Source organism: Planococcus sp. MB-3u-03 (assembly GCF_002833405.1).
GTDB lineage: Bacteria > Bacillota > Bacilli > Bacillales_A > Planococcaceae > Planococcus.
The window spans coordinates 1-22,897 of sequence record NZ_CP025123.1 but is presented as its reverse complement, the minus strand read 5'-3'; the positions used below and the strand labels follow the sequence as shown (position 1 = coordinate 22,897).

General features: G+C 38.6%; 22 protein-coding genes and 1 pseudogene. 12 read left to right on the top strand and 11 right to left on the bottom strand.

Annotated features, from left to right (window positions below):
• Positions 1–1,767 precede the first annotated feature (1,767 nt).
• Together CW734_RS19800 and CW734_RS19795 are read right to left on the bottom strand one after the other, a co-directional pair.
• Positions 1,768–2,343: pseudogene (locus tag CW734_RS19800) on the bottom strand (YobI family P-loop NTPase); the annotation flags it as partial.
• 381 nt (positions 2,344–2,724) lie between these two features.
• Positions 2,725–2,937 (bottom strand): hypothetical protein, encoded by a 213-nt coding sequence (locus tag CW734_RS19795; RefSeq protein WP_442956937.1) that lies wholly within the window; start codon positions 2,935–2,937, stop codon positions 2,725–2,727.
• A gap of 555 nt (positions 2,938–3,492) precedes the next feature.
• Between CW734_RS19795 and CW734_RS00110 the strand changes: the two genes are divergently transcribed.
• The 11 genes from CW734_RS00110 (at position 3,493) to CW734_RS00060 (ending at position 14,608) form a co-directional block, all read left to right on the top strand.
• Positions 3,493–3,855, top strand: a complete 363-nt coding sequence (locus CW734_RS00110) for a pilin (protein WP_101188953.1) — start codon at positions 3,493–3,495, stop codon at positions 3,853–3,855.
• Between the two features lie 84 nt (positions 3,856–3,939).
• Positions 3,940–4,269 (top strand): PrgI family protein, encoded by a 330-nt coding sequence (locus CW734_RS00105; protein ID WP_101188952.1) that lies wholly within the window; start codon positions 3,940–3,942, stop codon positions 4,267–4,269.
• The gene (locus tag CW734_RS00100) at positions 4,266–5,063 is read left to right on the top strand and encodes a hypothetical protein (RefSeq protein WP_232786986.1); all 798 of its coding nucleotides are present in this window, start codon (positions 4,266–4,268) and stop codon (positions 5,061–5,063) included. The genes CW734_RS00105 and CW734_RS00100 overlap by 4 nt, the downstream gene beginning before the upstream one ends.
• A gap of 123 nt (positions 5,064–5,186) precedes the next feature.
• Complete coding sequence (locus CW734_RS00095; protein ID WP_101188951.1) at positions 5,187–7,271, top strand: VirB4 family type IV secretion system protein; 2,085 nt, start codon at positions 5,187–5,189, stop codon at positions 7,269–7,271.
• Positions 7,272–7,285: 14 nt separating this feature from the next.
• Positions 7,286–7,972, top strand: a complete 687-nt coding sequence (locus tag CW734_RS00090; protein ID WP_101188950.1) for a TrbL/VirB6 family protein — start codon at positions 7,286–7,288, stop codon at positions 7,970–7,972.
• A gap of 72 nt (positions 7,973–8,044) precedes the next feature.
• Positions 8,045–8,305 (top strand): hypothetical protein, encoded by a 261-nt coding sequence (locus tag CW734_RS00085; protein ID WP_157824088.1) that lies wholly within the window; start codon positions 8,045–8,047, stop codon positions 8,303–8,305.
• Positions 8,302–9,996, top strand: a complete 1,695-nt coding sequence (locus tag CW734_RS00080; RefSeq protein WP_101188948.1) for a hypothetical protein — start codon at positions 8,302–8,304, stop codon at positions 9,994–9,996. The genes CW734_RS00085 and CW734_RS00080 overlap by 4 nt, the downstream gene beginning before the upstream one ends.
• A gap of 15 nt (positions 9,997–10,011) precedes the next feature.
• Complete coding sequence (locus CW734_RS00075) at positions 10,012–11,781, top strand: hypothetical protein (protein WP_101188947.1); 1,770 nt, start codon at positions 10,012–10,014, stop codon at positions 11,779–11,781.
• A gap of 7 nt (positions 11,782–11,788) precedes the next feature.
• Positions 11,789–12,520, top strand: coding sequence for a hypothetical protein (locus CW734_RS00070; protein WP_101188946.1), 732 nt, complete (start codon positions 11,789–11,791; stop codon positions 12,518–12,520).
• A gap of 158 nt (positions 12,521–12,678) precedes the next feature.
• Positions 12,679–13,725, top strand: coding sequence for a peptidoglycan DD-metalloendopeptidase family protein (locus tag CW734_RS00065; protein ID WP_198551084.1), 1,047 nt, complete (start codon positions 12,679–12,681; stop codon positions 13,723–13,725).
• A gap of 184 nt (positions 13,726–13,909) precedes the next feature.
• Positions 13,910–14,608, top strand: coding sequence for a hypothetical protein (locus tag CW734_RS00060; protein ID WP_101188944.1), 699 nt, complete (start codon positions 13,910–13,912; stop codon positions 14,606–14,608).
• Between the two features lie 39 nt (positions 14,609–14,647).
• Here CW734_RS00060 and CW734_RS00055 read toward each other — a convergent pair whose 3' ends face one another.
• Positions 14,648–15,238 (bottom strand): hypothetical protein, encoded by a 591-nt coding sequence (locus CW734_RS00055; RefSeq protein ID WP_101188943.1) that lies wholly within the window; start codon positions 15,236–15,238, stop codon positions 14,648–14,650.
• Entirely contained in the window at positions 15,235–16,467 is a 1,233-nt protein-coding gene (locus CW734_RS00050) for a hypothetical protein (protein WP_101188942.1), read from the bottom strand. The genes CW734_RS00055 and CW734_RS00050 overlap by 4 nt, the downstream gene beginning before the upstream one ends.
• 204 nt (positions 16,468–16,671) lie before the next feature.
• Here CW734_RS00050 and CW734_RS00045 point away from each other — a divergent pair, with 204 nt between their 5' ends.
• Complete coding sequence (locus tag CW734_RS00045; protein ID WP_145990578.1) at positions 16,672–17,469, top strand: EAL domain-containing protein; 798 nt, start codon at positions 16,672–16,674, stop codon at positions 17,467–17,469.
• A 35-nt stretch (positions 17,470–17,504) separates the two neighbouring features.
• On the opposite strand, the gene xerS is transcribed toward CW734_RS00045, so the two are convergent.
• From xerS to CW734_RS00005, 7 genes are all read right to left on the bottom strand, one after another.
• Positions 17,505–18,623, bottom strand: coding sequence for a tyrosine recombinase XerS (gene xerS, locus CW734_RS00040; RefSeq protein WP_101188940.1), 1,119 nt, complete (start codon positions 18,621–18,623; stop codon positions 17,505–17,507).
• 69 nt (positions 18,624–18,692) lie between these two features.
• On the bottom strand, positions 18,693–18,983 hold the full coding sequence (locus CW734_RS00035; RefSeq protein WP_101188939.1) for a hypothetical protein: 291 nt from the start codon (positions 18,981–18,983) through the stop codon (positions 18,693–18,695).
• 957 nt (positions 18,984–19,940) lie between these two features.
• Positions 19,941–20,768, bottom strand: a complete 828-nt coding sequence (locus CW734_RS00025) for a hypothetical protein (RefSeq protein ID WP_101188937.1) — start codon at positions 20,766–20,768, stop codon at positions 19,941–19,943.
• Between the two features lie 13 nt (positions 20,769–20,781).
• Complete coding sequence (locus CW734_RS00020) at positions 20,782–21,180, bottom strand: DUF6037 family protein (protein WP_269801444.1); 399 nt, start codon at positions 21,178–21,180, stop codon at positions 20,782–20,784.
• Positions 21,181–21,501: 321 nt separating this feature from the next.
• The gene (locus CW734_RS00015; protein WP_101805022.1) at positions 21,502–21,753 is read right to left on the bottom strand and encodes a hypothetical protein; all 252 of its coding nucleotides are present in this window, start codon (positions 21,751–21,753) and stop codon (positions 21,502–21,504) included.
• Between the two features lie 5 nt (positions 21,754–21,758).
• A complete protein-coding gene (locus CW734_RS00010; protein WP_101188934.1) occupies positions 21,759–22,280 on the bottom strand; it encodes a hypothetical protein in 522 nt (173 codons plus the stop codon).
• Between the two features lie 68 nt (positions 22,281–22,348).
• Positions 22,349–22,810, bottom strand: coding sequence for a hypothetical protein (locus CW734_RS00005; protein WP_157824087.1), 462 nt, complete (start codon positions 22,808–22,810; stop codon positions 22,349–22,351).
• Positions 22,811–22,897: the final 87 nt, after the last annotated feature.

Here is a 22,897-nt window from a genome sequence, read left to right as displayed (position 1 = left end):
AGAGCTTAAAATAGACTTGTATTGCTTGTTAGCTAAAGTGTTTGCTTGGATAACTGCATCATAGAACGATTCTGCTGCATCCTCACCAAAATTGGCATTAAGGAAATCGGGTTCAAAAGATAAACCTAATTCAAATTCATTAATAAAATCAACTAAATAAGAATCTAGGCCGTTCTCATTCTTGAAAAATACGATGTAACATTAGAAGGTTCGTTTAATATAATTCCATGTGCTAATGCGGTTGGCCATGATCCAATATCCTTAATTTCATTTAGATCTTTAACCTTGTTAACCAAGAAATTGATATATTTGATTTTCGTATCAAACTCAACATTTTGGTTATTTAATAACTCTAAAATAGCAGGTTCTTCATCAGTTATTTTTCTTCGCAATTCTCTAATACAACCTCTAAATATTCTTGAATATTATTGTTAACGTAATCGTATAAACTTTCATTCTTTTGGTCCTAATCAAACTGTAATTCTTATGAGTAAGAGATGTATCACTTTCAATTAAATAAATATGTTTTAAAATTTACATATCAATAGGAAGTTCAGTTCAGACAATTTCATTTCGTATACTTCTTTAAGTAATTCCGTATGAGAAATTTCAAAGTTAAGATCTTTAAACCTAACGTTCAACAAATCTAGTTTTCGGTTATCTTATTAATATCTGGATTCTCAAGATTTAAGAAGCCTTCGTTATTTGATATATGTTTCGAGTTGGCTGTCTTTATTAATATGATTCAATTCATCTACACTAGAATAATTTAAAAGGGCTAACGAAATTTCTTTCTTCAGTAGTTCATCGTAGTTACTTATACTAATGACTTCTAGGAAGAAATGTGGCCATATCAATTTTAGATACTAATGAATATTTTGTGTGGGTTTCTAACCCTAAAAACCTTCTATAAATGTGAAGTTCTTGGATTCTTCTAGTTGCTTAATAAAAGTTTCTAGATAGACAAGATTCGAATCAAAGTACTGAGAAGATACTCCAATAATTCATAGTTTAATATTTCACTTCTTTGAAAATCAGCAGCGTCAAGTCTTGAAACTATTAATTCAAGGTTTTCAAATGGTAATTGGGATCCTTAGCTTCTTCATCAGAAATACTTCTTAGGAATATTTTATCTTCAATAGTCAAACTAGTAGCATAAAATAAGTCATATAATCAGGGTATGTCTCATCTATATATCCATTTCTAATTAAATACTTTATCAAAGGAAGTATGGACTGCTCCTTATCTCTTTAAAGTAATTGTTGATGCCCAATTCATTGGTATGCTTACTTTTAAAGATCGAATCAATGTTAGATTTGTTTATAATATTTTGTAGTTTATTTTTGCTTAATAATTGCTTTTCTTTTTGAGTTGTTGTAGTTCTAAAGATATTCTTTCATCTTCTAGAAATGTTTTATCTTGAATGAGTTTTTCGTTCTGAGTATTCAGGGTTAGATTCCATATCACTTAGAAACTGACTCACATCCATAGAACGGATATTTTGAGCATATCTACCGTCTACGACCACAACTGATGCCGGATTTTCTCTTATGGCTTTAATTAAATCAATCCTACGCTCATACTTTTCAATAGACTGTCCTTTTACTGATTTCAGTATATGAGGGATGTGAAAATAAATGGCGTCAAGCTCTTCAATACTATTTAATTTTCGTTATGAATTTCAGTTAGAAGGTTTTGTTTTCACAAATTTGCCTTTCGATAGTGGCAATTTCTTCCTTCAAAAATTAGGTTTTCGTTAAACAGATTGTAAACAAATCCAGCACTCAATTGTAGTTCACCAAAATCTCTCGAAATATGTTTTTATAAGTAACTAAAGCTAGCAATTTATTCAAATCGAGTTCAATCGTATCTAGTCTTTTTATAAACTAAAATTCATTATAGATGTTCTTTAATATCCGCATGTCGTCTACGTATAAAGATACCCCCTGTAGAAACTGGGTATCTAATGTTTTTCTTTAACCTCATCTTCAAACTCTTAAGAATTGCTCATAGAATTCGATCCATCTAGCACCGGCACAACCGGAAGGATAAAATCGAAAACTTAGTACGATCTTTCGAAACAAATACATCATCTCTTAAAGAATAAATAAATCGCAGAGGCTTATCAAAATTATTGAATTCGTCTTTTTAAAAATAATTTTGTTTTCTTTCGATGAATGCACTAACCTTTGGATTGTGTTTATAGAAGAAACTGACTAATTTATTATTCTGCTTCTTATTATCATTCTTTTTCTTATTATTAATTAATGTATTTATTTCTCTCAGCTTCCCAAATATTTGGTTTGCATTGTAACGGTCGATATCTTCAAAGATTATCGCATCTGCGCCAGAATTTTCGAAAATATAAAAACTTCATTGAGATATTTATCAAAATAGGAATCATCGCTTTCTTCCAAAATTTCAATTTGATTTCCTTGTAAATTTAGCTTCTTGAAAATATTTCTATTATTTTGTATTACAAATAGATCATATAAAACTTAGATACAATTAAAATGCTTGTAACACCGACTGCGAGTTTAACTTCAGGAACTGTACTAACATTTGCAATGCCTAATATCATATTATTAGACAACTTAGGAATAAAAGTAATCCAAGAGTTATAAAAATAAAAAAAAATAGAATAGACAGTCCAAGCATAAGAACTAAAATAGTATTCCAGACTATCCTTTTCTGTGGAATTTTTCTTTTATTTTAAAGTTGGTTTTAGGAATTTTTGAGTCTATTTGATGCAATAGCTGATTTAAAATTTTGCTTCCAAAATGTTATCCTCAAGAGGTTGTTCAGATTTCGCCTTGATTGGTTCTTCCTCTTCCGAGGTTTTGATTCGTCTTTTATACTACTCTCATTTTTCTGGTTGAAAAGAGCAAGCGATATATTTAAAAATTTTTCTGGGTTAAGCTCTTTATAAGTATTAATTAAACTTGTTTTACCCGCTCCATATGGACCAGTTATAGCAACATTTTAATATCTTCATGAGCGAAGACAAAGTCCAATCCTTCTTCATAAGTATGTATTTTAGAATTAGTTATTGGGGTTAATTTTTAAATTTAATGTAATTGGTCTCTAACAGTGGATGTTCTTCATTTTTAATTCAACAGGAGTTGAAACTTTAGATTCCACTTTTATAGTTTTATTCATATTGTCCTCCTTAACAGATTGTGAGAATAGCTATATTGTATAGAATAAATTTACAAATTATAGATGTTATTTTAACACATCAAATTTATATTTTACTTTTGACTATTATTCATTAGTGCTATTTCAAACCCAAAACTTTTATGGAAAATATTTTAAAAAGCCATTGCGGTAATTTTAGGAATTGGGTATGATAAGAGTAATTAAATGACAAGTCAATGGGAGCACCCCACTGTAAACACGACTTCGCACTGCTGTGCGCAAGTTTATCGTGTTTAGAGTGGGGTTTTTTCGTTTTTTCTGGAGAAATTCCGCAAATCACTCGGAGGTGGGAACATGAAGAAAGGTGCTTCAAAACTCAAGGTTTCATTATTGGCTGCACTGGCCACAACCGCTTTTATGGCAACGTCAGCATCAGCGAACGTATCTAAAGCACTGAATCAAGCAGGCATCAGTGATACAGGCAGCACCGATGGACTTTTTGATGATCTACAGAAAGTCGTTTACTTGATTATGGGTCTTGGTGGTCTTTGGGGAGTTGCTTGTATCGTCGTAGGAGCAATTTTACTCTCAGGTAGCGCAGGTAACCCTCAAAAACGTTCCGCAGGTATGGGCGCTCTAGGCTTTGCAATTGCCGGTATCTTTGTCATTTACAAAGCATACGACATCGCTGGCTGGGCTACGGGCATTGGAGGTTAACCAGTTCAACGCCATGAGCAAAAACACCTTCATTTGAATTGATGAAGGTGTTTTTATTCTTTTATACGGAGGGAGTCAAATTAAGTGAGAGTTGCAAAAGTACCGGTTGATATGTCCAGTGAACAGAAAGAAATCATGGGAGTTATTTCAAAAAGACAGCTAATTTACTTAGTCGTTGGGGGCATCCTTTTATACACCTACGTTCCATTTGTCTATTTACTGTTTGCAAAAATTTCATGGTTTGTCGGAGCGGCAGCTGCAATAATCAGCGCAGCGCCTGTGGGATTCATCATCGTATTTCTCGGATTTATAAAAGTCGGTAAACACAATATGAACCGCGATGCTTATTACTGGATCGTGTTGCAAAGAAAAACTCAATACGGAAGTTGGAGAAAGGGGCGTTCAGAGGAATGAGAGATCTTCTATTCTTAGTCATCCTAGGGCTTGTAATGTACATCATCGCAAAGATAGCAATGAAGGAACCAATCTTGCCTTGGAAGGAAGCGAAAAAAGGCAATCAAAAATACAAAGGCAAAGTGAATAAGAAAAAACAGAAAAACGAGGATGAGGACGAAGTCGAAGCCAATCCGTTTAAAGACTTTTTCCCAAACTTAGTAGGAATTGAAAATCATATGATCGTTCAACACGGAAATGTATTTTCAATTATGGCCGAAGTTCAACCGGTAAATTACTTTCTCATGAATCCGGAAGAGCAAGAAGGCGTCGATGCTGTTTTTGAAACTTGGTTGGCTCAAGTGAATAGCGTTCGCTGGTACTTGCAAAACCGCTTCGTTGATCTGACGGATCCGATAGAAGAAATCCAAAGAACGATGAAAGAAGAGGACGACTTAAATCCGTTGGCTCGCGAGTATGGAGAAAACTTAATTCGAGATTTGCAAGATTGGCAGACTTCTACTCCGCGTTATGAAACAAAGCGATTCATGATCTTCGATTATACGATTGACGAAAAAGATATTAGAGCCGAAACACAGGAAGAATTGGAAGAAAAGATTATTGAAAAAGCCTTTAGTGAGCTGCATCGTCGAGTGACTGCTGCTCAAATGCAATTAAGAAAGGCGAATATTGAAGTGCAACTACTTACGACTGACGGAATTTCAGAAGTGATGTACTACCAATTCAATAGAAGAAAGGCATTAAAGAATCGGTATAAAACTTCGAAGAGAAAGAGAAATTATCTCTATATGTAACAAAATTTCAAAGCGACTCTAAAATCTTAGCAGTAAAAGGCGAGATAGAGAAGGCTGAAGAGGCTGATGAATTGGTGAAAGAAAAAAGTTAGTTAAATCTATTTTGAGAAGGAGTTCCCTGTTATGAAAAGAAAAAAGTTTCGGCAGAAAAACAAACAGAATGAAGCCGATTTGCTGCAAGAAACACCTATTGACGAGAGTAAGCTTCCGATCAATCAAGTCCCAGACATTTGGGATGTCATTTCTCCTGAAGGATTATCAATTAAACGTACCTCCGATGATATGGGCATCATTAAACAGTCGCTGGGAACGCAAACATTTTTCCGCCCATTCTATGTAACAAGAGAAGGCTTCCCACGAAAAATGCAAACCAATTGGCTGTATGCTCTTACCTCAAGCGGCGAAATCGACTTAATGATTCATGTTAATAAGGTAGCCAAAAATGAAGCTATTCGAATGTTGCAAAAGCAAAACACCATCATTAAGGCGAACTTACAGTTTCAGTTAAAGAGAGGAAATCAAGACTCGGTTATGGATAACCGAACAAAAATTGCTGATACAGAAATGCTTATGGAAGAAATTCAGTTCAGTGACAATGATGCTTTTAACGTGGCCATCACAGGAACAGTATATGGAGATAGCGAGCGGGAGCTCAATAAGTACAGTGAATACATTGAAGATGAAATGAGCTCAAAATTCTTTACGTTAGCTTCTGCATGGGGGCGAGTGAAAAAGGGCTTTCGGAGTGTATCACCGATTGCACTAAATGAAATTCATGACGCGAATCGCAACTTGGATCGTAGAGCATTGGCAACGTTTGCGCCTTTCATTAGTGGGAGCGGCAAGTTTAATGGCGGTGTTCCGCTTGGTAAAAATCGAATTACCGGTCAGAAAGAATTTTACAACGCTTTTGGCACTCCAGAAAACCGTCCTGAAAATTACAATATGTGCATCTTTGGCATATCAGGTTCCGGTAAATCGCTCGGACTGAAATTGCTATTGTCGCGAGAAACAACTGGGGCGGCGGTTTATTCAAGACTAATCGACGTCGAGGGTGAGTTTAATAAAATTGTAAAACGCCTGGGCGGTACGGTTGTAAATTTATCAGAAGAAAGCACGACCCGCATCAACCCATTGGCGATGAACGTATCCAACGTTCCGATTGAAGACAGCCAAGACGATGAAGAACTGGAACTTTTAGAAAACGCGGATCAGCGAGAAGTCATCGAAAAGAACGGAAAGAAATACATTTCCTTTGTTCCTATCCGCGAAAAAATCAATGAAGGTCTAGATTTCTTCGACATCATTTGCCGAGGGAAGAATCAAGAAAAAGACGGCCTTACAGTATTTGAACAAAACTATATTGAGGAAGCATTGAAATCTATCTATGACCAGCTTGGTTATTCCACGCACCCTTCCTCTTTATATGAAGAAGTTCCGAAAGAAGTAAATGGCATGATCATTCAATCCAAAGTAAGAAAACCAGAACCGACTATCAGTGATGTCTATAAATACCTTACTGATAATTTTGGGGATAAAGGAAACTGCGAACGCCTACTAGCAGCAATTCGGCCATTCTTACGTGATGGTTCAAAACCGATTTTCGATGGACAAACATATTTGGGGGAAGAGGACGTTGACTTACATGGAGCAAGACTTGTCAGCTTTAACATTTCTCAAATGGAAGAAGGATTTCTTCGTCCAATCGCTTACCACGTAATTCTAAATTACATTTGGGAATACTTCGTGAAAAATGTCGACAATGAAGAAAAAAAGAAAATCATTTATGCTGATGAATTTTGGACGATGGTTGATAACGAGCAAACTGTTTCATTTGCTGAAAAGGTGGCTCGTCGAGCGCGGAAACGTAATGCCGGTCTTAGAGTCGCTTCCCAGGATGTGCAACGGATCTTAGAATCTCCAAAAGCACGAGCCGTTATTCAAAACTCTCATACCACTCTTTTCTTAAAGCAGAATCGAATTGATTTGAAATTAATTGCAGAAAACTTTGATTTGTCGCAAGGAGAACTCGATACACTGTTCCAAAATCCCGATAAAGGTGAAGGGATTTTAAGAACAGGTCGTTCCTCTGTATGGCTTCAAACTGATCCTTCCAAAGATGAAATTGTCTTCATTGAAAGCAACACCGCTCACGTGGAGCAGCATCGGAAGCGAAAAGAATTTAGTAAAGAAACATTTTATAGCTGAGGGGGGATTTTTAAATGTTCGAGCAGGTAAGTGAAAAGCTGATACAGATTTTAGAAGAATCTCTCCTGTGGATGTTCGAAAGCTTTATTTCCCCTTTTGCTGATTTACGATTGATCACGACTCTGATATTTGGAAGAGACGAGGAACTAAGTTCGGTATGGGGAACGTTTCGACCGGACGAATTATCTCTTGCTTTAGGGCCTGTGTATTATACGGTGATGGGATTAGCAGGGATTGTGCTGCTCTCGCTCATCATTGTAAATGGCGGTAGGGTAAGCTCAGCAGGCAGAAACCCTCAAACACGTAATGTCCTTACAGACTTTCTAAAGGATCTACTGTTTGTAGGTATTGTCTTATTGAACCTTCCACTGATATACGATTTATTATTCGCTATAAATATGAATATCGTAGATCTCTTTTCTTCTGTATATGATACCGAGGAAGTAACCAGGTTCTCAAACTCATTCGAAGATATGAAATCGGCTGCGGGGTCCGGAATGGGTACGCTTGGACTGATTTTCGTCTTCTTGATTTTGACAGGTTTGACTTTATGGGCAAACCTATATTATTTAATGAGAAAAATCACGTTGATTATTCTCATGGCACTTGGACCACTCATGGTCGTCATGTGGCTATTGCCGCAATTTAAAAGCTTAACTGGAGCCTGGTTCCGTGAATTAACCGGTTCTATTTTCGTTTAAGCGGTCCACGCGTTTGTTTTCTTCACAATTGCTACTGTATCGGCTGCCGATTCTAGTTTTATCGGAACGGTCATGGTGTATGTACTGTTCATCCCGATCACAGAAAGTATTCGTCGCTTGTTAAGCGTTGGTGGCGATGTCCAGGGCGGACTAGCGAAAACTGGTGCTATGTTCGGGATGGCTGGACTTGCAGGAATGGCAGGTTCCATAAAAGGTGCGTTACAAGATAAGAGTGTTATGGGTGCGATTCAAGAAGCCTACAAAGGCGGTTCCGGTGCTATGAAAGGAAAAGCAAAACCGGTGACGATGTGGATGGTGGCGCAGATAACTTGAAAAATACTCTTGGCGCAAGCGCTGGCAGTGATGTGGGCTCTGATACAAAAGCAGAAAAAATGCTTAAAACCGGAGACATTTTCTCTAAAGGTGGAAAAGCCGTCATGGGTATGGCTGGTTCTGTTGCTGGTATGGGATTAGGGCCAGTTGGTGCAATGGCTGGTGCAACGGCAGGCTTTGCAGCTGGTGGAGCACTTGGAGGCGTTACAGGTCGAGCGGGCGCCGCACTAGCTCAAGGAGCAGCATCTCGTTTAGCCAAAGGGAAAGAAGCGGCCAATGCTGTTCCGAAAGAAGGCTCAGAAGAATTTGCAGATGCTGTAGCAGAAACAGAGACAGCGAACTGGGCCAAAGAAAATAAGGATTCCATCATGGCAGATTTGAAAGAACGTTTTCCAAATGCAAGCCCTGCGGATCTGGATAAAAAGTTTGATGGGATACAGAAAGAGAAAAGGGCAGGGTTCTATCAAGGTGCGCAAGCTAACTTCAAAGAAGCTAACTCAAATGCAAAAAATGACGCACTTGGAAAAGACCTCGCAAACTCTTCCGCTCTTGCACTTGCTGATAAATGGGGAGAGAACAATCAACAGGACTTCTTCGATCAGTACGACCGAGAGCAACCTCAAAAGCCTGGAGAGTCAAAAGGCAATTACCAGGCACGGAGAATGAATGCATTTAATGATAAAAAAGCTGAAATGCGTGGGAAGTTCCATGATGAGGGCATCAAAGCATTGGAAGGCAGAGGACTGGATGAACCAATGTCTAAAGAAGCGTTCTTGAAGAATCTTGCGCCGGCTGCAAGCGAACTTGCGGGTGTTGCTCATCAAGAAGGCTATTCGAATGCAATTAGAGGCGCTATTGAAGATACTCAAACAAGTAGTGGTAAGTTCGCAGCTAAAGATTTAGCTAATGCTTCCTCTGTAGCCTTAACGAACAATTGGGCGAAGCAAAACAAAGAAAACTTCATGAATGATTTCGAAAAAGCGAATCCAAAGCAATCGAATGAATCTGAAGCGGATTATCAATCACGCAAGAATACCGCTTTCAATGATAAAAAAGCTGATATGCAAAAGGCATTTTACGGAGCGGCAGTTGAGTCTGCAGGTGGTGAGAGTGCACTCGAATCTAAAATTGAGCCAAAAGCTTTCAGTGATCGTCTGGCTTCCAATGTTCAAAAAGTAGAAGGCGTTTCTCAACAATCAGGTTATTCGGATGCAATTAATGGGGCAATTAAAACCACGCAAGCGAGTAACGGAAAAGCTCCTGCAAAAGATTTAGCCAATGCATCTTCTGAAGCCTTAACAAACAATTGGGCGAAACAGAACCAGGGCGCATTTATGAGTAACTACGAACAAGCGAACCCGCAACAAGAAAACGAAAGTGATTCAGCCTACCAAACACGTAAAAACACAGCATTTAATTCGAAAAAGGCTGATATGCAAAAGGCATTTTACGGAGCGGCAGTTACTTCAGCAGGCGGTGAAGGTGCATTAGAAACAAGCATCGAGCCAAAAGCATTCAGTGAACGCCTAGCTTCTAATATTCAAAAAGTGGAAGGCGTTTCTCAACAATCAAGTTACACCGATGCGATTAAAGGCGCTATACCTACTGGAAGAGCAAATGGAGGTAAAGTAATCGCTAAGGATCTAGCGAATACTTCTGCAACCGCTCTTACTGGAAATTGGGAACAGTAAAATAAAGAGTCTTTCATGAACGACTATGCAACTCAAAATCCTCAAACAGCAGGCGAATCAAACGTTGCATTTCAACAGAGAAGTGCGAATGCTTTTGCAGCCAAGAAGTCTTCTATGCAAAAGGCGTTTTATGGCGCAGCTGTTCAATCTGCAGGAGGCGAAGCTAACTTAGAAAATGCCATAGCACCAGCAGAATTCTCTAAGAATTTGAGTGGGAACATTCAAAAAATAGAGGGTGTCGGAAACGAATATCAAGCCGCTATGACAAACGCGGTAAATAACCTTTCAGGTATGCAAATGACATCGCAAAAAGGACAACCGAACATACCTTACCTTGCAAGTGGCATGGCAAATGCAGCTGTGAAAAAACAGAAAAACTCGTATGTTGCTGATCAAGTTGCTCAAGGCGTCACGCCGTCATCTGCCGCTTCCGATTGGGATAACAATCATGCTATGCCGGCCTATCAAAAGGCAGTTGAAACCTATAACGATTCCCTATCAGGCATTAGTAATGTGAAGTCACTAAGTCAGGCTGCGGGTCCGATGGGCAACATTGGACAGTCAGTAGGTCGTAAGATTTCGCAAGGTGTGGCATTTACAGGGGCTGCAACTGGAATTAGCGGATTTGCAAAAGGAGTAACCGACTTAAAAGATGCCACGGTGAATGGAACAACGGCTGTAGGTACCAATATGGTAAGCAATATCTACAACGAAGATGGCAACAAATTAGTGAATGGATTCAAAGCAGTTGGTCCTTCTCTAAAGGCAGGACATTCAGAAGCAATTCAAACCTTAGCAGACGCAAACGGTGGAGCGGTAAACGCCCAAGCAGCGGTAAGTAACAATTTGGGATATGGTGCTGCAATCATTGCCGGTGCTGGCGGCTATCGTGCCGGCAAGCGTATGGCAAATAAATTGTCGCCATATAAAGCGGTTGTTCAAGAATCTATCTCTTCACCAAGCGAAGTTATGCAAATGGCTCAAACTACGACAGACGACCGTGGAAACACACAAATTGCTCCAGGTGCTGTAAGGCAGGTCATTACTCCGGAAGAGTCGTATATCGAAGTTAAGACTAATAGTGGAGAGAATCGGGTTGTTTCTCGCAAAGGAGCAGGACATCCTGGACTACGCAAAGGTGAAACTGTCTATCAGGATCTACAGATGCAAGATGATACGTTGGTTGTCAGCAAACCTAAAGGGTCACAAACCAGTAGCTATCGATTGGATAGTGGTGGAGGGAAAATACCTTCTAATGTAGCTGTTCAGCAAAATCCAAATAGCTTATTAGGAACGGGTCAACCAAATTCACGCCATACACCAATCAGTAAACAGAGCGTTCCGTTATTTAATCAAAATGTAGATTCCGGAAGCTTCTATGTTGAAGATATGGCTCAAGCTGGCATGGAAAACGTGCAAGTGGTTGTAGAGAAGGATCGTCAGTTTGTAACTGCTCAAAAAGAAGGCAAAACCTATCGAGTGTCGCAAGTTTATGCAGGTGATAGTCGATTAGGAACAAACGAATCTCGAACAATTCCTATGCAAATAACCAATAACACAATCAAGCCGAATATTTCCAATGGCTCCAATGTAGCAGTTGAATCCTATGCAGGCGGAAATGATATTCCCGAAGACTATTACACATCAAATAGTCTGGGAGGAATGCTCCCGAACAACGATTTTTCACAGATGATACCTAACAAACAAATGGAGCGGGTGCGCCGCACTCAGCTAAAACGCTCGAACTTAGATTCTGTAAGAAGAAAACAAGGCATATTGGGGTGAGGACTGAATGAGAATAGCAGGTGAAGAAAAAGCTCAAGAAGAATCCGCCCTGAAACGAGGCGCCAAAAACGTTGCGAAGAAACAGGCTAAGAAGCTTGGAAAGAAGGCATTGAAAAAGTACGGCAAAGTCGCAGCAAAAGCTGCGGCCAAAGCCGGCCTTGCGGCTGTAAAAGCAGTCATTTCCTTCTTAATCGGGTTAGGAGCTCCGTTAATTCTTACAATCATTGGCGTGCTATTATTTCTTGTCTTGGTACTTGTCGCTACAGCAATGCTATTTTCATGGGGAGAGAGTACTGATCTTGAATCGGATGCTTATGAATTGAAGGAATATATCCAACAAGCATCTTACAACTCGGTGGATCAATCAAAACCCGAACAACGACCTTATCAAGTTCCTCCAGAATTAATTGTTTCTGCAATGCAGATCTATGAAGCAAATAGCGAAAAGAGCGCTTCATCAAAAGAAGCTGTCGATTTATTCGTTGAAGTTTTAAAACCAACGTTTAACTATGAAATGAAAGAGGGGTTCATCGAATCAGAGCAAAAAACCTGCAAAAAGGGAAAGTGTAAAACAGTAAAAACTAAAACACCTTTTGAAATGAATTTATTTACTTCTGTACAGGCTTGGGACCGGACGATGCAAATGGACAATACAGCTCACTTTAATGATTGGCAAGAATCAGTGCTTCATCGCACTGATTATGAAAAACTCCAGTTCGAGATGAAGATGGAAAAATAGTTCCTGGAGAGTATTGGTGGAAACCGATTCCTTATACGATCACTACGAAAGTTCGTTCACAAACCTTTGTATCGACTCCTGCAGAAACGATGGACTATTCCTATTTTGATACGGTTCTTCGCGGAGAACCTTTCAATTATGGCCAAACGGACATTCAAATGGTTGAAGCCATCTACATGGCCACTGGCGGCGATATTCGTTACTCGGAATGGGCGTCGGGTAATTCCTTTATCGGATTCAGCGGAACGGTCGTTCCAGGAAGCAGCATTCCGACAGAATTCATGGAAGTCTATCTTGCTGCGGAAAAGGCTTATAAAGTGGAATGGTATTATTTAGCCGCTTTTCATTATGTAGAGACGGCTTTTAGTACACACCCCACGATGATTTCGTCAGCCGGGGCGGTTGGCCATATGCAGTTTCTTCCTTGTACGTGGGTTGGATGGGGATATCCAGGCTGTAAAGGAAATGGGTCCTTCCAAATACCGGAGAAAGATATGAATAATCCGATTATCATTCAAAAATACGGTGGCTACGGAATTGATGCCGATAAAAATGGAAAAGCTAGTCCATGGGAAATAAAAGATGCTATCTTTGCAACCGCTCGTTATATGAATGCAATGGGTTGGCAGCGAGGGAAAGATGCGGCGATCTTCAATTACAACCGGAGTCACGCCTATGTCGACAAAATCAATAAATATGCGAACAAGTTCAAATCAGAGGCGACCTTAAAACCTGTTGACGGTGCGATTCCAAAATTGGTGCCTGGCTCCTTCATGCGTCCGTCAGTCGGTAGAAATACATCTGGCTTTGGTCCGCGTTCATTGGGAGCAAGAAGCTTCCATTACGGTATAGACATCGCAAGCACAACCGCTCCACCGGTAGTAGCAGTTGCAGATGGGGTAGTAACTCGTTCTGTCACCGGTTGTCCACCAAACGGAAGGTTAGGAAGTACATGTGGTGGCGGTTGGGGCAATCACCTTTGGGTCAAGTTTAATGTGGGTGGTAGATCCTTCGAAGCGGTTTATGGTCATCTATCCAGAGTTGCCGTGAGTAATGGCCAAACAGTGAAACAAGGACAGATGATTGGAAACATGGGGAATAGCGGTAGTTCAACCGGAATGCACTTACACTTCGAATTGCATTCTCCAGCAAGAGCAGGCAATAGCAATGTCTTAAATCCAGCTCTTTATATTCCTATGAATTGATAGATACGTGTATTGAAAACTAACTACGGAAGAGGTGACAGTATGAGAAGTCTTTCGATCAATCAATGGGCGCTAATCTCCCTTCCGATCGTAATAGGGGGAATGGGAGTTATGCTGGCAATGGCATCATTTCAATGACAATTCTTGCTTCTATTCGGAAGAATGCTAATGAAGAAGGTGATATATGACAAAACTCTCTATGAAACATTGGTTCATAATTTCAGGCTGTGTGGTCATGACTTTTCTTTTAGTGATTTGGTTCTTGGGTTCTTCCGCTCCTAAAGAAACAGAGGTTAAAACGGTAAAGATAGAGGAACCGCTTGAAGAAATCGAAAACACGGTTGAAGCGACTCAAAAAGCAAATGACTTCGTGTTAAGTAAAGTACCAGATTCTGATGTGTTTTTGAAATTCCATTTATCCAGTAGTGAAGATGGGGATGAGGGGCATGAGGGTCACGAAGAAAATGAGCTCGAGCATTCCTTCAATCACGAACACGAACAAGTTTCAATGGAAGATCGACAGTTATCCGCTCTTGAAATGTTCTATGGAGCGATTACAACCGAAAGCAGTACCTATTTAACGACAGCTTTAACACCCGAAAGCTTCCAGGAGATATGGGGAGAAGAGATGGATTTTGAAATTCGTGAAAAAAAAATAGCTGCTTTCTTAAAAGAATTGAATGGAGCGGGGACTTTAACTTCTATGGATTACAAACTGAATGTCGATAAGTTCGACCATACCACGGATAATGGAACAATTATCTTTATGTATGCTGATAAATCAACAACCGAAGTTCCGTTTTCCTTTGTAACGATGGGAGAAGGGGATCAAAAGAATACACAAATAGATTTAAGCGAATTCGTTTCTCTTAGAAGCAACTGATAAACATACAAAAAAGACGCCCTCAAAAGGGGCGTCTTTTCATTTGTCGTAAATAGACTCGATCATGCCTTTCCAGGAACCAAAATGAACGATGATTAAACTAGCAGAAGGTGCAGACTTTTCATTCTTGGCTAGTTCTCTCCACTCACGGATTGTAGGCGGTGTCGTTGGATAGTAATCTTTAATGATTTGTACGAGCAATTCCTTCGAAAACACTCTCCGATATCCCGTAAGATCATATATTTCTTCGTCAGACAACCGTTTGAAAAGAACCGTGTAATTGGGCAATTTATGTTCTTTGGCATACTTATCCCAATCTAACTTTGTAGTTAAATGACGACCATGTTCGTTCAATATATTGATAACCGTTTCTTTATTATATTTGACTGGCCTATGCCGCTCATTTACGCGCTCAGTTCCAACAGATTCCTTTACAGCATTCCAGGAACCGAATTTTTTTATAAGCGTTTGTGAATGTGGCAAGTTGTTTTCTTTTCGGTACTCATTCCATTCACGAGCAGAGGTTAAATATTCTTTATGGTTTTGAAGTAGCTCAATATAATGCGTTAATTCTGGCTGGGCATTGCTTCTTTTGCCCTGCTCCGTACTTTTATCGCTTTCGTTATTCATTTGCTCACTCTCCACTTATACCCATTATTGTTCAAGTGCTGAAAAGCAGCAGACATCTGACCGGAGAACAAGTCTTTGTAAGTTGCTAAGTTGCCCCACGGCTTTGCGAATGGATCCTGCGTGGATTTTGACTCGATACCTTGTACTTCGACAATCTCATTTAGAAGAAGTGCATTTAAGTTAACACGATTCAAAAGCTCTTGTATATCTTCACGCTCATTTAATGCCTCGATTGTGCGGTAGAAATTCAATTGATCTTTCAAATGAAATTTTTTATATGTCTTGTCCCCATCAACAAAAGCCAACGGAGTGATTACAGCATGTTTAACTGGTGAAAGATAAGAATAATTCACAGTATTAATGACTTCTAATTCTAAGGTAGGGAAGACGTGATAATCCGCTTCCGGAAATTCACTTTTATACAGGTGCAGCGCATTGAGCAAAACTTCTTCATCTTCAAAAGGTTTGTCGAATAATGTCGAAACCATAACAGGAAGCGGATTTGGCAAAACCACAGAGAACTTACCTGTTTCGCTGTTAAAGACGATGATGTTATCGCGCTGTTTATCTAACTGAGGTTCGATATTACGAACATAATCTCCCCATTGAAAGTGGTGCGTGACTTCATCAGCACGAGCCTCCGGACCACATAAGGTTCCAGTGGAAAGAGAGCGTCTAAAGCCCATCATTTCTTTTGTTGCTGAAGTAATTTCAGCTGTATCAGGGGCATTCTTGTAACTTTCCAACCATCTTGAATAGCGTTCGTTCTCCTGCATTTTCAATTCATGTTTAAAACGTTCACTCTTCGATTCCTTTTGAGGGGCGTCTTGTTTCTTTTTCCAGAAGTAGCCGAAAATCAATGCGGGTACGATGATTACTGGAAATAGAATGAAACCGATTATGGCCATGCCTACTTTGGATGAAATGAAAGACGAAATCAGCAAACCGACAAATACAGTTGCAAAGCATAAAATTGCGTATGTGAAAATAAGAAGAATTACCATTGAAGAAATATTGAACATAGTCACATGAGAGGATTCTGAAATCAGCCCCAATCGATCTGCAAAGCTGACTAACCCGCTCCAATTTACAATGGGATAAACCCAGTCTTGCCATTTCCATACTGTAATAAAAGTTAGTATAAGAGCAAGAAGCCCTGCAAGTCCTGCACTCTTTTGTCCGTCATACTGTTGCTTCGCTCCCAAGTACCATAGTAGGTCATTTAACATGACGCTCACCTCCGATTTAATAACGTTATATAATTATATTGTAACACCTTATTATTTTTTGGTCAACGCACCGGAAAGAAAATAAATGTGTTAAAATTTACTATACAAATAAATACTAAACGGGAGCACCCCGCATGGATTACACTCATATCGAGTGTGATTTCTTGCGGGGTCTTTTTTTTAGAAGAGAAAGGGGAAGCGATTTTGTCCGTAATATTTAATGATGACACGCCAACTTTACAGGATACGCTGGAAGAAAGTATTAGGGAGCGGGATTTTCAATTTATGTATCAACCGATCGTGAACATAAAGAACAGAGGTATAGGTTTGGAGATGTTGGCAAGGTGGCAGCACAAAGGTGAATGGATTTCGCCAGTATTGTTCATTCCTGTAATAGAAAAAGAAAGATTAATTTCAAGCTTTACGGAACTAATTATTGATCAGCTAATTGCTGACTTCTGGAAGTTGAAAAGAGAGCTCAGACAAGTGAAGTTCTTTTCTCTAAATATATCTCCATTCATCTTTATTTACCAAGAGGAAGATCCATTTTTATCGTATTTAACGAGTGAGTTGAAACAGCACAATATTTCATTTTCTGAAATTTGTTTGGAAATCACGGAATCATCAATGCTTGACGAACGTGCTTTCAAATTTTTAGAAGACTGTAATGAAAAAGGATTTCTAATTGCCATTGATGATTTTGGTACCGGTTTTTCTTCGCTGGACTATTTAATCGGAACTTCCTTCAACGTTCTAAAGCTTGATGTTGCGTTGATTCGCAAACTTACTGACAACCCGAGAAAGATTGCAATTGTTGAGTCCGTTCTATACTTAGCTCGTAAATTGCATATCCGCGTAGTGGCGGAAGGAGTAGAGACAAAAGAACAATATCAGCTATTGAAGGAAATAGGTGTTGACGATATACAGGGTTACTATTTGAGTAGACCATTGTTTTTAAAAGATATTATAGAGAGGGAATCCATTTTCTTCATTCCATCTTAAATGCAAAAAGGAGGGCTATTGTAGCCGCTCCTTTTTTATTCTTTATCTGTGGTTTGAACGCTATCCATAGCACGCAGAACAACACGCTGTTCCTCTTGAGTGAAGTTTGTATACAAGGCAGTGGTTTCAATCGAATTGTGGCCAAGCTGATCTCTGAGAGCTATCAGTGAGCCGCCGCTATCCAGGAAGCTTTTTGCGAATGAATTACGCATCTTATGAGGACTCATTTCTCTTCCCTTTGTGAAAGCCACTGTATACTTTTTAACAATTTTTTCAATGGATTCCACGCTTATGGGATTTGCTTTTCCACGGTATTTCGTAAGAAACATGTATAAATTCTTCGGATCCGGTTTATATAATTGTTCCCGTACAGCTAAGTAGTTTTGAATGTCATGCATAGCGGTGGTCGTAATACTGACGGTATCTAATTTATTACCTTTACGCTGCACTCTTACATCTGCATGAAGCATATCTAAATCAGTAGTGAGCAATCCAGCAGCTTCATTTACGCGAATCCCGCTACCGAGTAATAGGGAAAGAATAGCGATATCTCGAAGGCGATTGTGCTCAAAGCGCGCCGCTTGTCTAGAAGTTAAAGTTTTCACATAGTCATAACGCAAGAAATTCATGAAATCGGCTGGTTCACTTCCATTTAGCATATTCGCACTAATGCGCTTGGAGCGGGATGCAGCTGACTCCATTTTTTTAGGAGATTTTATTTTCGACATCACGTTTCGATAAAAATAACATTCGCCGTCTTCGTCTTCGCTTTCTTGAGTTAAATAGTTAAACAATGATTTTAACGACTGGATAAAACGGGTGGTGCTTTCGAGTGTTCGTTGAACATAAACACCTTCTCGCTTTTGGATTTTTTCTTCCATCAGCATTTCGATGAACATTTCAACATCTGTCTTTTTAAGGGTTTCCAGGACAGTATAGGGGATATCAGCATTGCGTTCAGCGGTCGTAAAGCCTTCTTGCCTTAACCAGTCGAAGAATCGCTTGTAGTCGTGTAAATAGCCGCTCAGCGTGCGAGGGGAGAGGGTGGCCCGCTTCTTAGCTCGGATGTACTCAACGACATAAAAAGGCATGTGCTGGATGGCTTTCTCAATATGTTGTTCGGCAATGATGGTCTTTCTAGTTGGAGCGGGCAAGCGATCACTTCCTAACTTTTAATAAGGTATTAATCAAGTTTGAATATAATTGGTTAAATCTTTTACATATTATTTACTCCATGCCTCATCAAAGTATTTTTCCACTTCTATCTTAATTTTAGAGGAAGCTTCTTCTATAAGCCTATTGATTCCGCGTTGTTCTTTCATTTCTGGAAAACGAAAAGAGATATTGAAGATTATTTCTCTGTCCAGGGCCCATCCAGTAGCTTCTATAGTTACAAGCTGAATATATTCCTTATCGTCATTACTGCCAATAATTTTAGCAATCCACAAGGGTAAACCGGCATCGTCTATTCCCGACATAATATTAGGTTCTACTTTTTTATAAATAAAGTTCATTATAATACTTCCTTTCCAGGACACTCTTAAAATCTTGATGATAGTGGTTCGCTGTGAGGAGAGAGCATGTTAATTATTCTTTCGAGATGTTCAAGCAATTAATGAAAATCCCTTTGAAATGGTCAAAATGGTCAAACATTACGCTAAATAGAATTTTAGCGCATATTAAGAAGGACCAAAAATGTCTCTGTAATAGCTGCGTTCGCTGTATTAAGTACTTCGTTAAGAAATTTTGTTAGTTCATTTTGTGAAATTCGTTATGAAATTCGTTATGAAATTCGTAATAGGAGATGTATTCGTTATCAGCCTTTTGACTCAATATAATTAAAACAGAAGAATCATTCTGACTTATTACTGAAGCAAGGATCTCTAAGTCCGACAAACCTATATAATCTATAATTTTAACATGAGAGTGTAATTCAGGTTTTAACTGTTCGAGCATTTGATTGTACGTTGGTAATTTAGGAAAGGACTGCATCGAAACTGAAATAATTGCGACTTGTTCTACTTGCTTAAACTTCCCTGAGTTATGCTGAAGTGCGGCTTCATATGCATTATTGGCTTGTCTTATTGCTTCTAAAGCGTATATTTTGAATTTATCATTTCCTTTTCCCGATCTGCGGATACTTTTGTTTCTTTTAGTATTCTCCCGCTTTTGCACTCTACTATCAATAAAGCCTTTCCAAGTTTAACAAAAGCATCGGACGACCAATTATTTGTTTTATCTTTGAGTAAAATTCATTTATATACTGATAGTTCAGTTTTCGGATTCTTCAACAGATGACTGTAAAACTTTTGAACATATTTCTCGAAAATTTTACCGAAGAATTGGGAAATCCTTTTGATTCATTTTGCAAGCCGTATTTATCTTAAAATAAAGTCCATCAAATAAGGCTTGTTGGATAAAGGCATCCGAAATAGGAATTATAAATTCATTAACCTTTAATAAAGGAGTTTTCAATAATTGCTCATAATCGTATGGATTATTGAGGGTCTTTTCGCCCAATTTCTTAGTAAATCAATGTTTGTAGATAGTTCTTCTGTTATTTTTAAAGCAATATCCTTCATTTGAGATTCATTAAAGTACATCGAAGGCTTTATACCCCACGGACGAAAATTAGTAAGGTTTTCTAATGTTACTCCCTGTACTACAAGTTGCTCTAATGAAAAGACAGTGCTGACGTATTGTTTCATAGAATAACCATACTCTCTTTCAAAAATAGAGTGGATATCGATGTAGCTATCGGAGTCATCTGCTTTTCTAGCAATATCCTCGAACATTAGATGTTGTCTAATTATTCCTTGATCCATTTCTCCGGGAAGACTAAATAGAGAGGCTTTCAAAACTTGATTTTCAATATTGATATCATTAGTATTGTCGGTTTCGTCCTCTATTAAATCAGCAATTTTTAAAATTGTAGTTAACAGATTATCCAGTTTTGATTGACTAGTAGTGAAGGCATAATGCGGATTTTCAGTTCCATAAGCGAGAAACCATTTGAAGCTATATAACACAGTAATTAAGACGACTGGTTCTGTATTGCGTACAAAAAATTGACTTCTCATTTGAGGACCTAAATACTCCATTAATTTTCTTTTTCCTTTTTCATCCAGCACAGAAAATTTAGCTAAAATAATCAAAGCTTCCGATAATTTGAAACGCTGTATATCAGCTATTATTTCGTCCTTAGAAGCCTTGCGATCAAATAATTGAGAATAGGTAAGCCATGTACTCATGTAGTTATATCGGGAGGCAAAGTGTCTTTTTTGAAAAGAATTGTCCAATAAAGTTTCCTCCTTAAGTTTTCTTTTTAGTATTTTTCCAGAATGAGGTAACCATTTTTTCGTCGGTACTCTTATCAGACCATTGAGAACTCATATTGTGCTTCTTACACATTTTATATGCTTCTTCATCTAATAGGGCACGTGTTTTCTCTAAGTTTGACTCTTGGACTTTCTCACCTCTTAAGTCGTTATCCCACCATCCTTTAAAATAAATCTTTTCTGGTTGGTCAACATGGCTGCGGTACGGTGCTATTTCATGAGGCAATGGCACATCCTTTAGGCTGACTTTCGAAGGTATCCCTACATTAATACTCTCAAAGAACTTTTTTGGACTATAGGGATTATTCTTATCGTATTTCAATCCAAGTATTTTGCATATATCTCCATATTTATCTCCAAGAAAAGGACGAATTGTAAACTCCGAACTAACTGGGACTTCGAAATAAGGTTTTGTCTCTTACTCCGATTGCCAGTTTGTAAGGAATAGAATCAATAAAAATATTATTAAAACAATACCGCTAATTTTGGTTGAAATTTAGCTTTTAATTTGTTGTTCTTTCATATTCGAATGTAATAATTTCAAATTTGGTAAAATCACATTTAACTACCTCCAACATAGTAAAAGGCTAATAAGAAACTTTTAGTAGCTATCTATCGTTATATTACCATCCACAAACATATATTAAAAACTCCCTCTACGAAACAAGTAGGGGGAGCGTGTAGAAAGTCCATTTCATTTAAAGTCGAAAGAACTTTCAACCGGATAGAGTGATTTAATACGCCATTTTTGAATTATATCCAAAGTCTCTGTCTCAGACAGAGGTTCTTCAAATTTATGTGACTTATTATCTTCGGTGATAACAATATCACCAGTAATAAAGGCAATTTTTTCACGATTAATTTTTTTAAAGGTTGCATTTAACTTTGCTATTTCGTAATCATTGAGTTTTTCTCTACTTATCTCATAATCTTCCGGTTCTTCCATAATACTCATTCCTTTCTTTCCGGATTTTTGCGTCCCATTTTCCCATCAAAGATAGCGGGAATTTGGGTCTCTTTTACAATTTTATATATTTCAATACTAAGCTCTTCCAGATCATTAAGCGTTAGGACAGGAGATTCTTCTTGTAGGCCAGCCTCGCGTATTAAATCGACTACAGATAGGTCGTACCAAAATGCTGAACCTCGTTCTTTGAAGTCTTTTCCTCGAAGTAGAACATGCAGGATATTCCCATCTTTTCTATATATTATTGTATCACTAGGGCTACCTTCAGTAGTAATTAGTTCATAATTTTCCTGGGAAACCATATCATCTACGCTATAAGAATTGTCCGTTAACTCTCTCTTGATAACCGCCTCGCAATTTCCTGCAAAGCGGCTTTCGGCTAGTGAAATTGCATCCATCATAGTCTCACTGTTTATATGGTAGTGACTGATACCATATTTGAAATTCGGATCGTATTTATCTCCACTGGATTTGGTATTGTTCATCGTAACTCGATAAATCGGCATAATATTCTCCTCTCACTGTCAGCCATTGTGGTTCGCTCTAAAAGAGGGGACATGGGCAAGGTTAAGCCTTAAGTGAAGTGATATGGCTCGTCTTTAATGAACCGTTCTGCTTCATCTGCTCTGAGCTTTTCAGTCTTCTTCTCACCAATGATATGAGCAGTAACCTTATCTCGCGATTTCTTGCCGATAATCACTGAGACTGGGCCAAAATCCGTCATTATATAACCTGTAACACCGGCAGCCCAAATATTGTTCTGCTTTTCTTCAAAAGTTCGGCATTTACGCGCCTTTCTAAATGCACAATCAGAAGGTTTAAATAAAGCGGGAGATCCGCTAACTACCAATCCACTAGCAAAAGAAACCTCAATGGTGGATTTGTTTACTTGAAAAATTATCCCTGGCGTTCCATCAAGACTTTCTACAATTTGGCCAACGGATACAGTGTCGTAACTTAAAGGTGTCGCAACGCTTACGCTATACGAATCTACTTGAAGCAAATCTTTAGAAGCCAATTGCTCTATAAATTTCATTTTGGCATTCTCGATTAAAGCTTCAGTTGAATTTCCAGACGTTTGAATACTTACCGGTTTAAAGCAAAGCGTTACTTTCTTCATCTA

What these genes read in the sequence shown, in the direction of transcription:
- CW734_RS00010 (WP_101188934.1), bottom strand. Translation starts at nt 22,280, where the DNA reads ATGCCGATTTATCGAGTTACGATGAACAATACCAAATCCAGTGGAGAT.
- CW734_RS00085 (WP_157824088.1), top strand. Translation starts at nt 8,045, where the DNA reads ATGGTGTATGTACTGTTCATCCCGATCACAGAAAGTATTCGTCGCTTG.
- CW734_RS00075 (WP_101188947.1), top strand. Translation starts at nt 10,012, where the DNA reads ATGAACGACTATGCAACTCAAAATCCTCAAACAGCAGGCGAATCAAAC.
- CW734_RS00100 (WP_232786986.1), top strand. Translation starts at nt 4,266, where the DNA reads ATGAGAGATCTTCTATTCTTAGTCATCCTAGGGCTTGTAATGTACATC.
- CW734_RS00035 (WP_101188939.1), bottom strand. Translation starts at nt 18,983, where the DNA reads ATGAACTTTATTTATAAAAAAGTAGAACCTAATATTATGTCGGGAATA.
- CW734_RS00015 (WP_101805022.1), bottom strand. Translation starts at nt 21,753, where the DNA reads ATGGAAGAACCGGAAGATTATGAGATAAGTAGAGAAAAACTCAATGAT.
- CW734_RS00065 (WP_198551084.1), top strand. Translation starts at nt 12,679, where the DNA reads ATGGTTGAAGCCATCTACATGGCCACTGGCGGCGATATTCGTTACTCG.
- CW734_RS00060 (WP_101188944.1), top strand. Translation starts at nt 13,910, where the DNA reads ATGACAAAACTCTCTATGAAACATTGGTTCATAATTTCAGGCTGTGTG.
- CW734_RS00050 (WP_101188942.1), bottom strand. Translation starts at nt 16,467, where the DNA reads ATGTTAAATGACCTACTATGGTACTTGGGAGCGAAGCAACAGTATGAC.
- CW734_RS00055 (WP_101188943.1), bottom strand. Translation starts at nt 15,238, where the DNA reads ATGAATAACGAAAGCGATAAAAGTACGGAGCAGGGCAAAAGAAGCAAT.
- CW734_RS00005 (WP_157824087.1), bottom strand. Translation starts at nt 22,810, where the DNA reads ATGAAATTTATAGAGCAATTGGCTTCTAAAGATTTGCTTCAAGTAGAT.
- CW734_RS00110 (WP_101188953.1), top strand. Translation starts at nt 3,493, where the DNA reads ATGAAGAAAGGTGCTTCAAAACTCAAGGTTTCATTATTGGCTGCACTG.
- CW734_RS00070 (WP_101188946.1), top strand. Translation starts at nt 11,789, where the DNA reads ATGAGAATAGCAGGTGAAGAAAAAGCTCAAGAAGAATCCGCCCTGAAA.
- CW734_RS00090 (WP_101188950.1), top strand. Translation starts at nt 7,286, where the DNA reads ATGTTCGAGCAGGTAAGTGAAAAGCTGATACAGATTTTAGAAGAATCT.
- CW734_RS00095 (WP_101188951.1), top strand. Translation starts at nt 5,187, where the DNA reads ATGAAAAGAAAAAAGTTTCGGCAGAAAAACAAACAGAATGAAGCCGAT.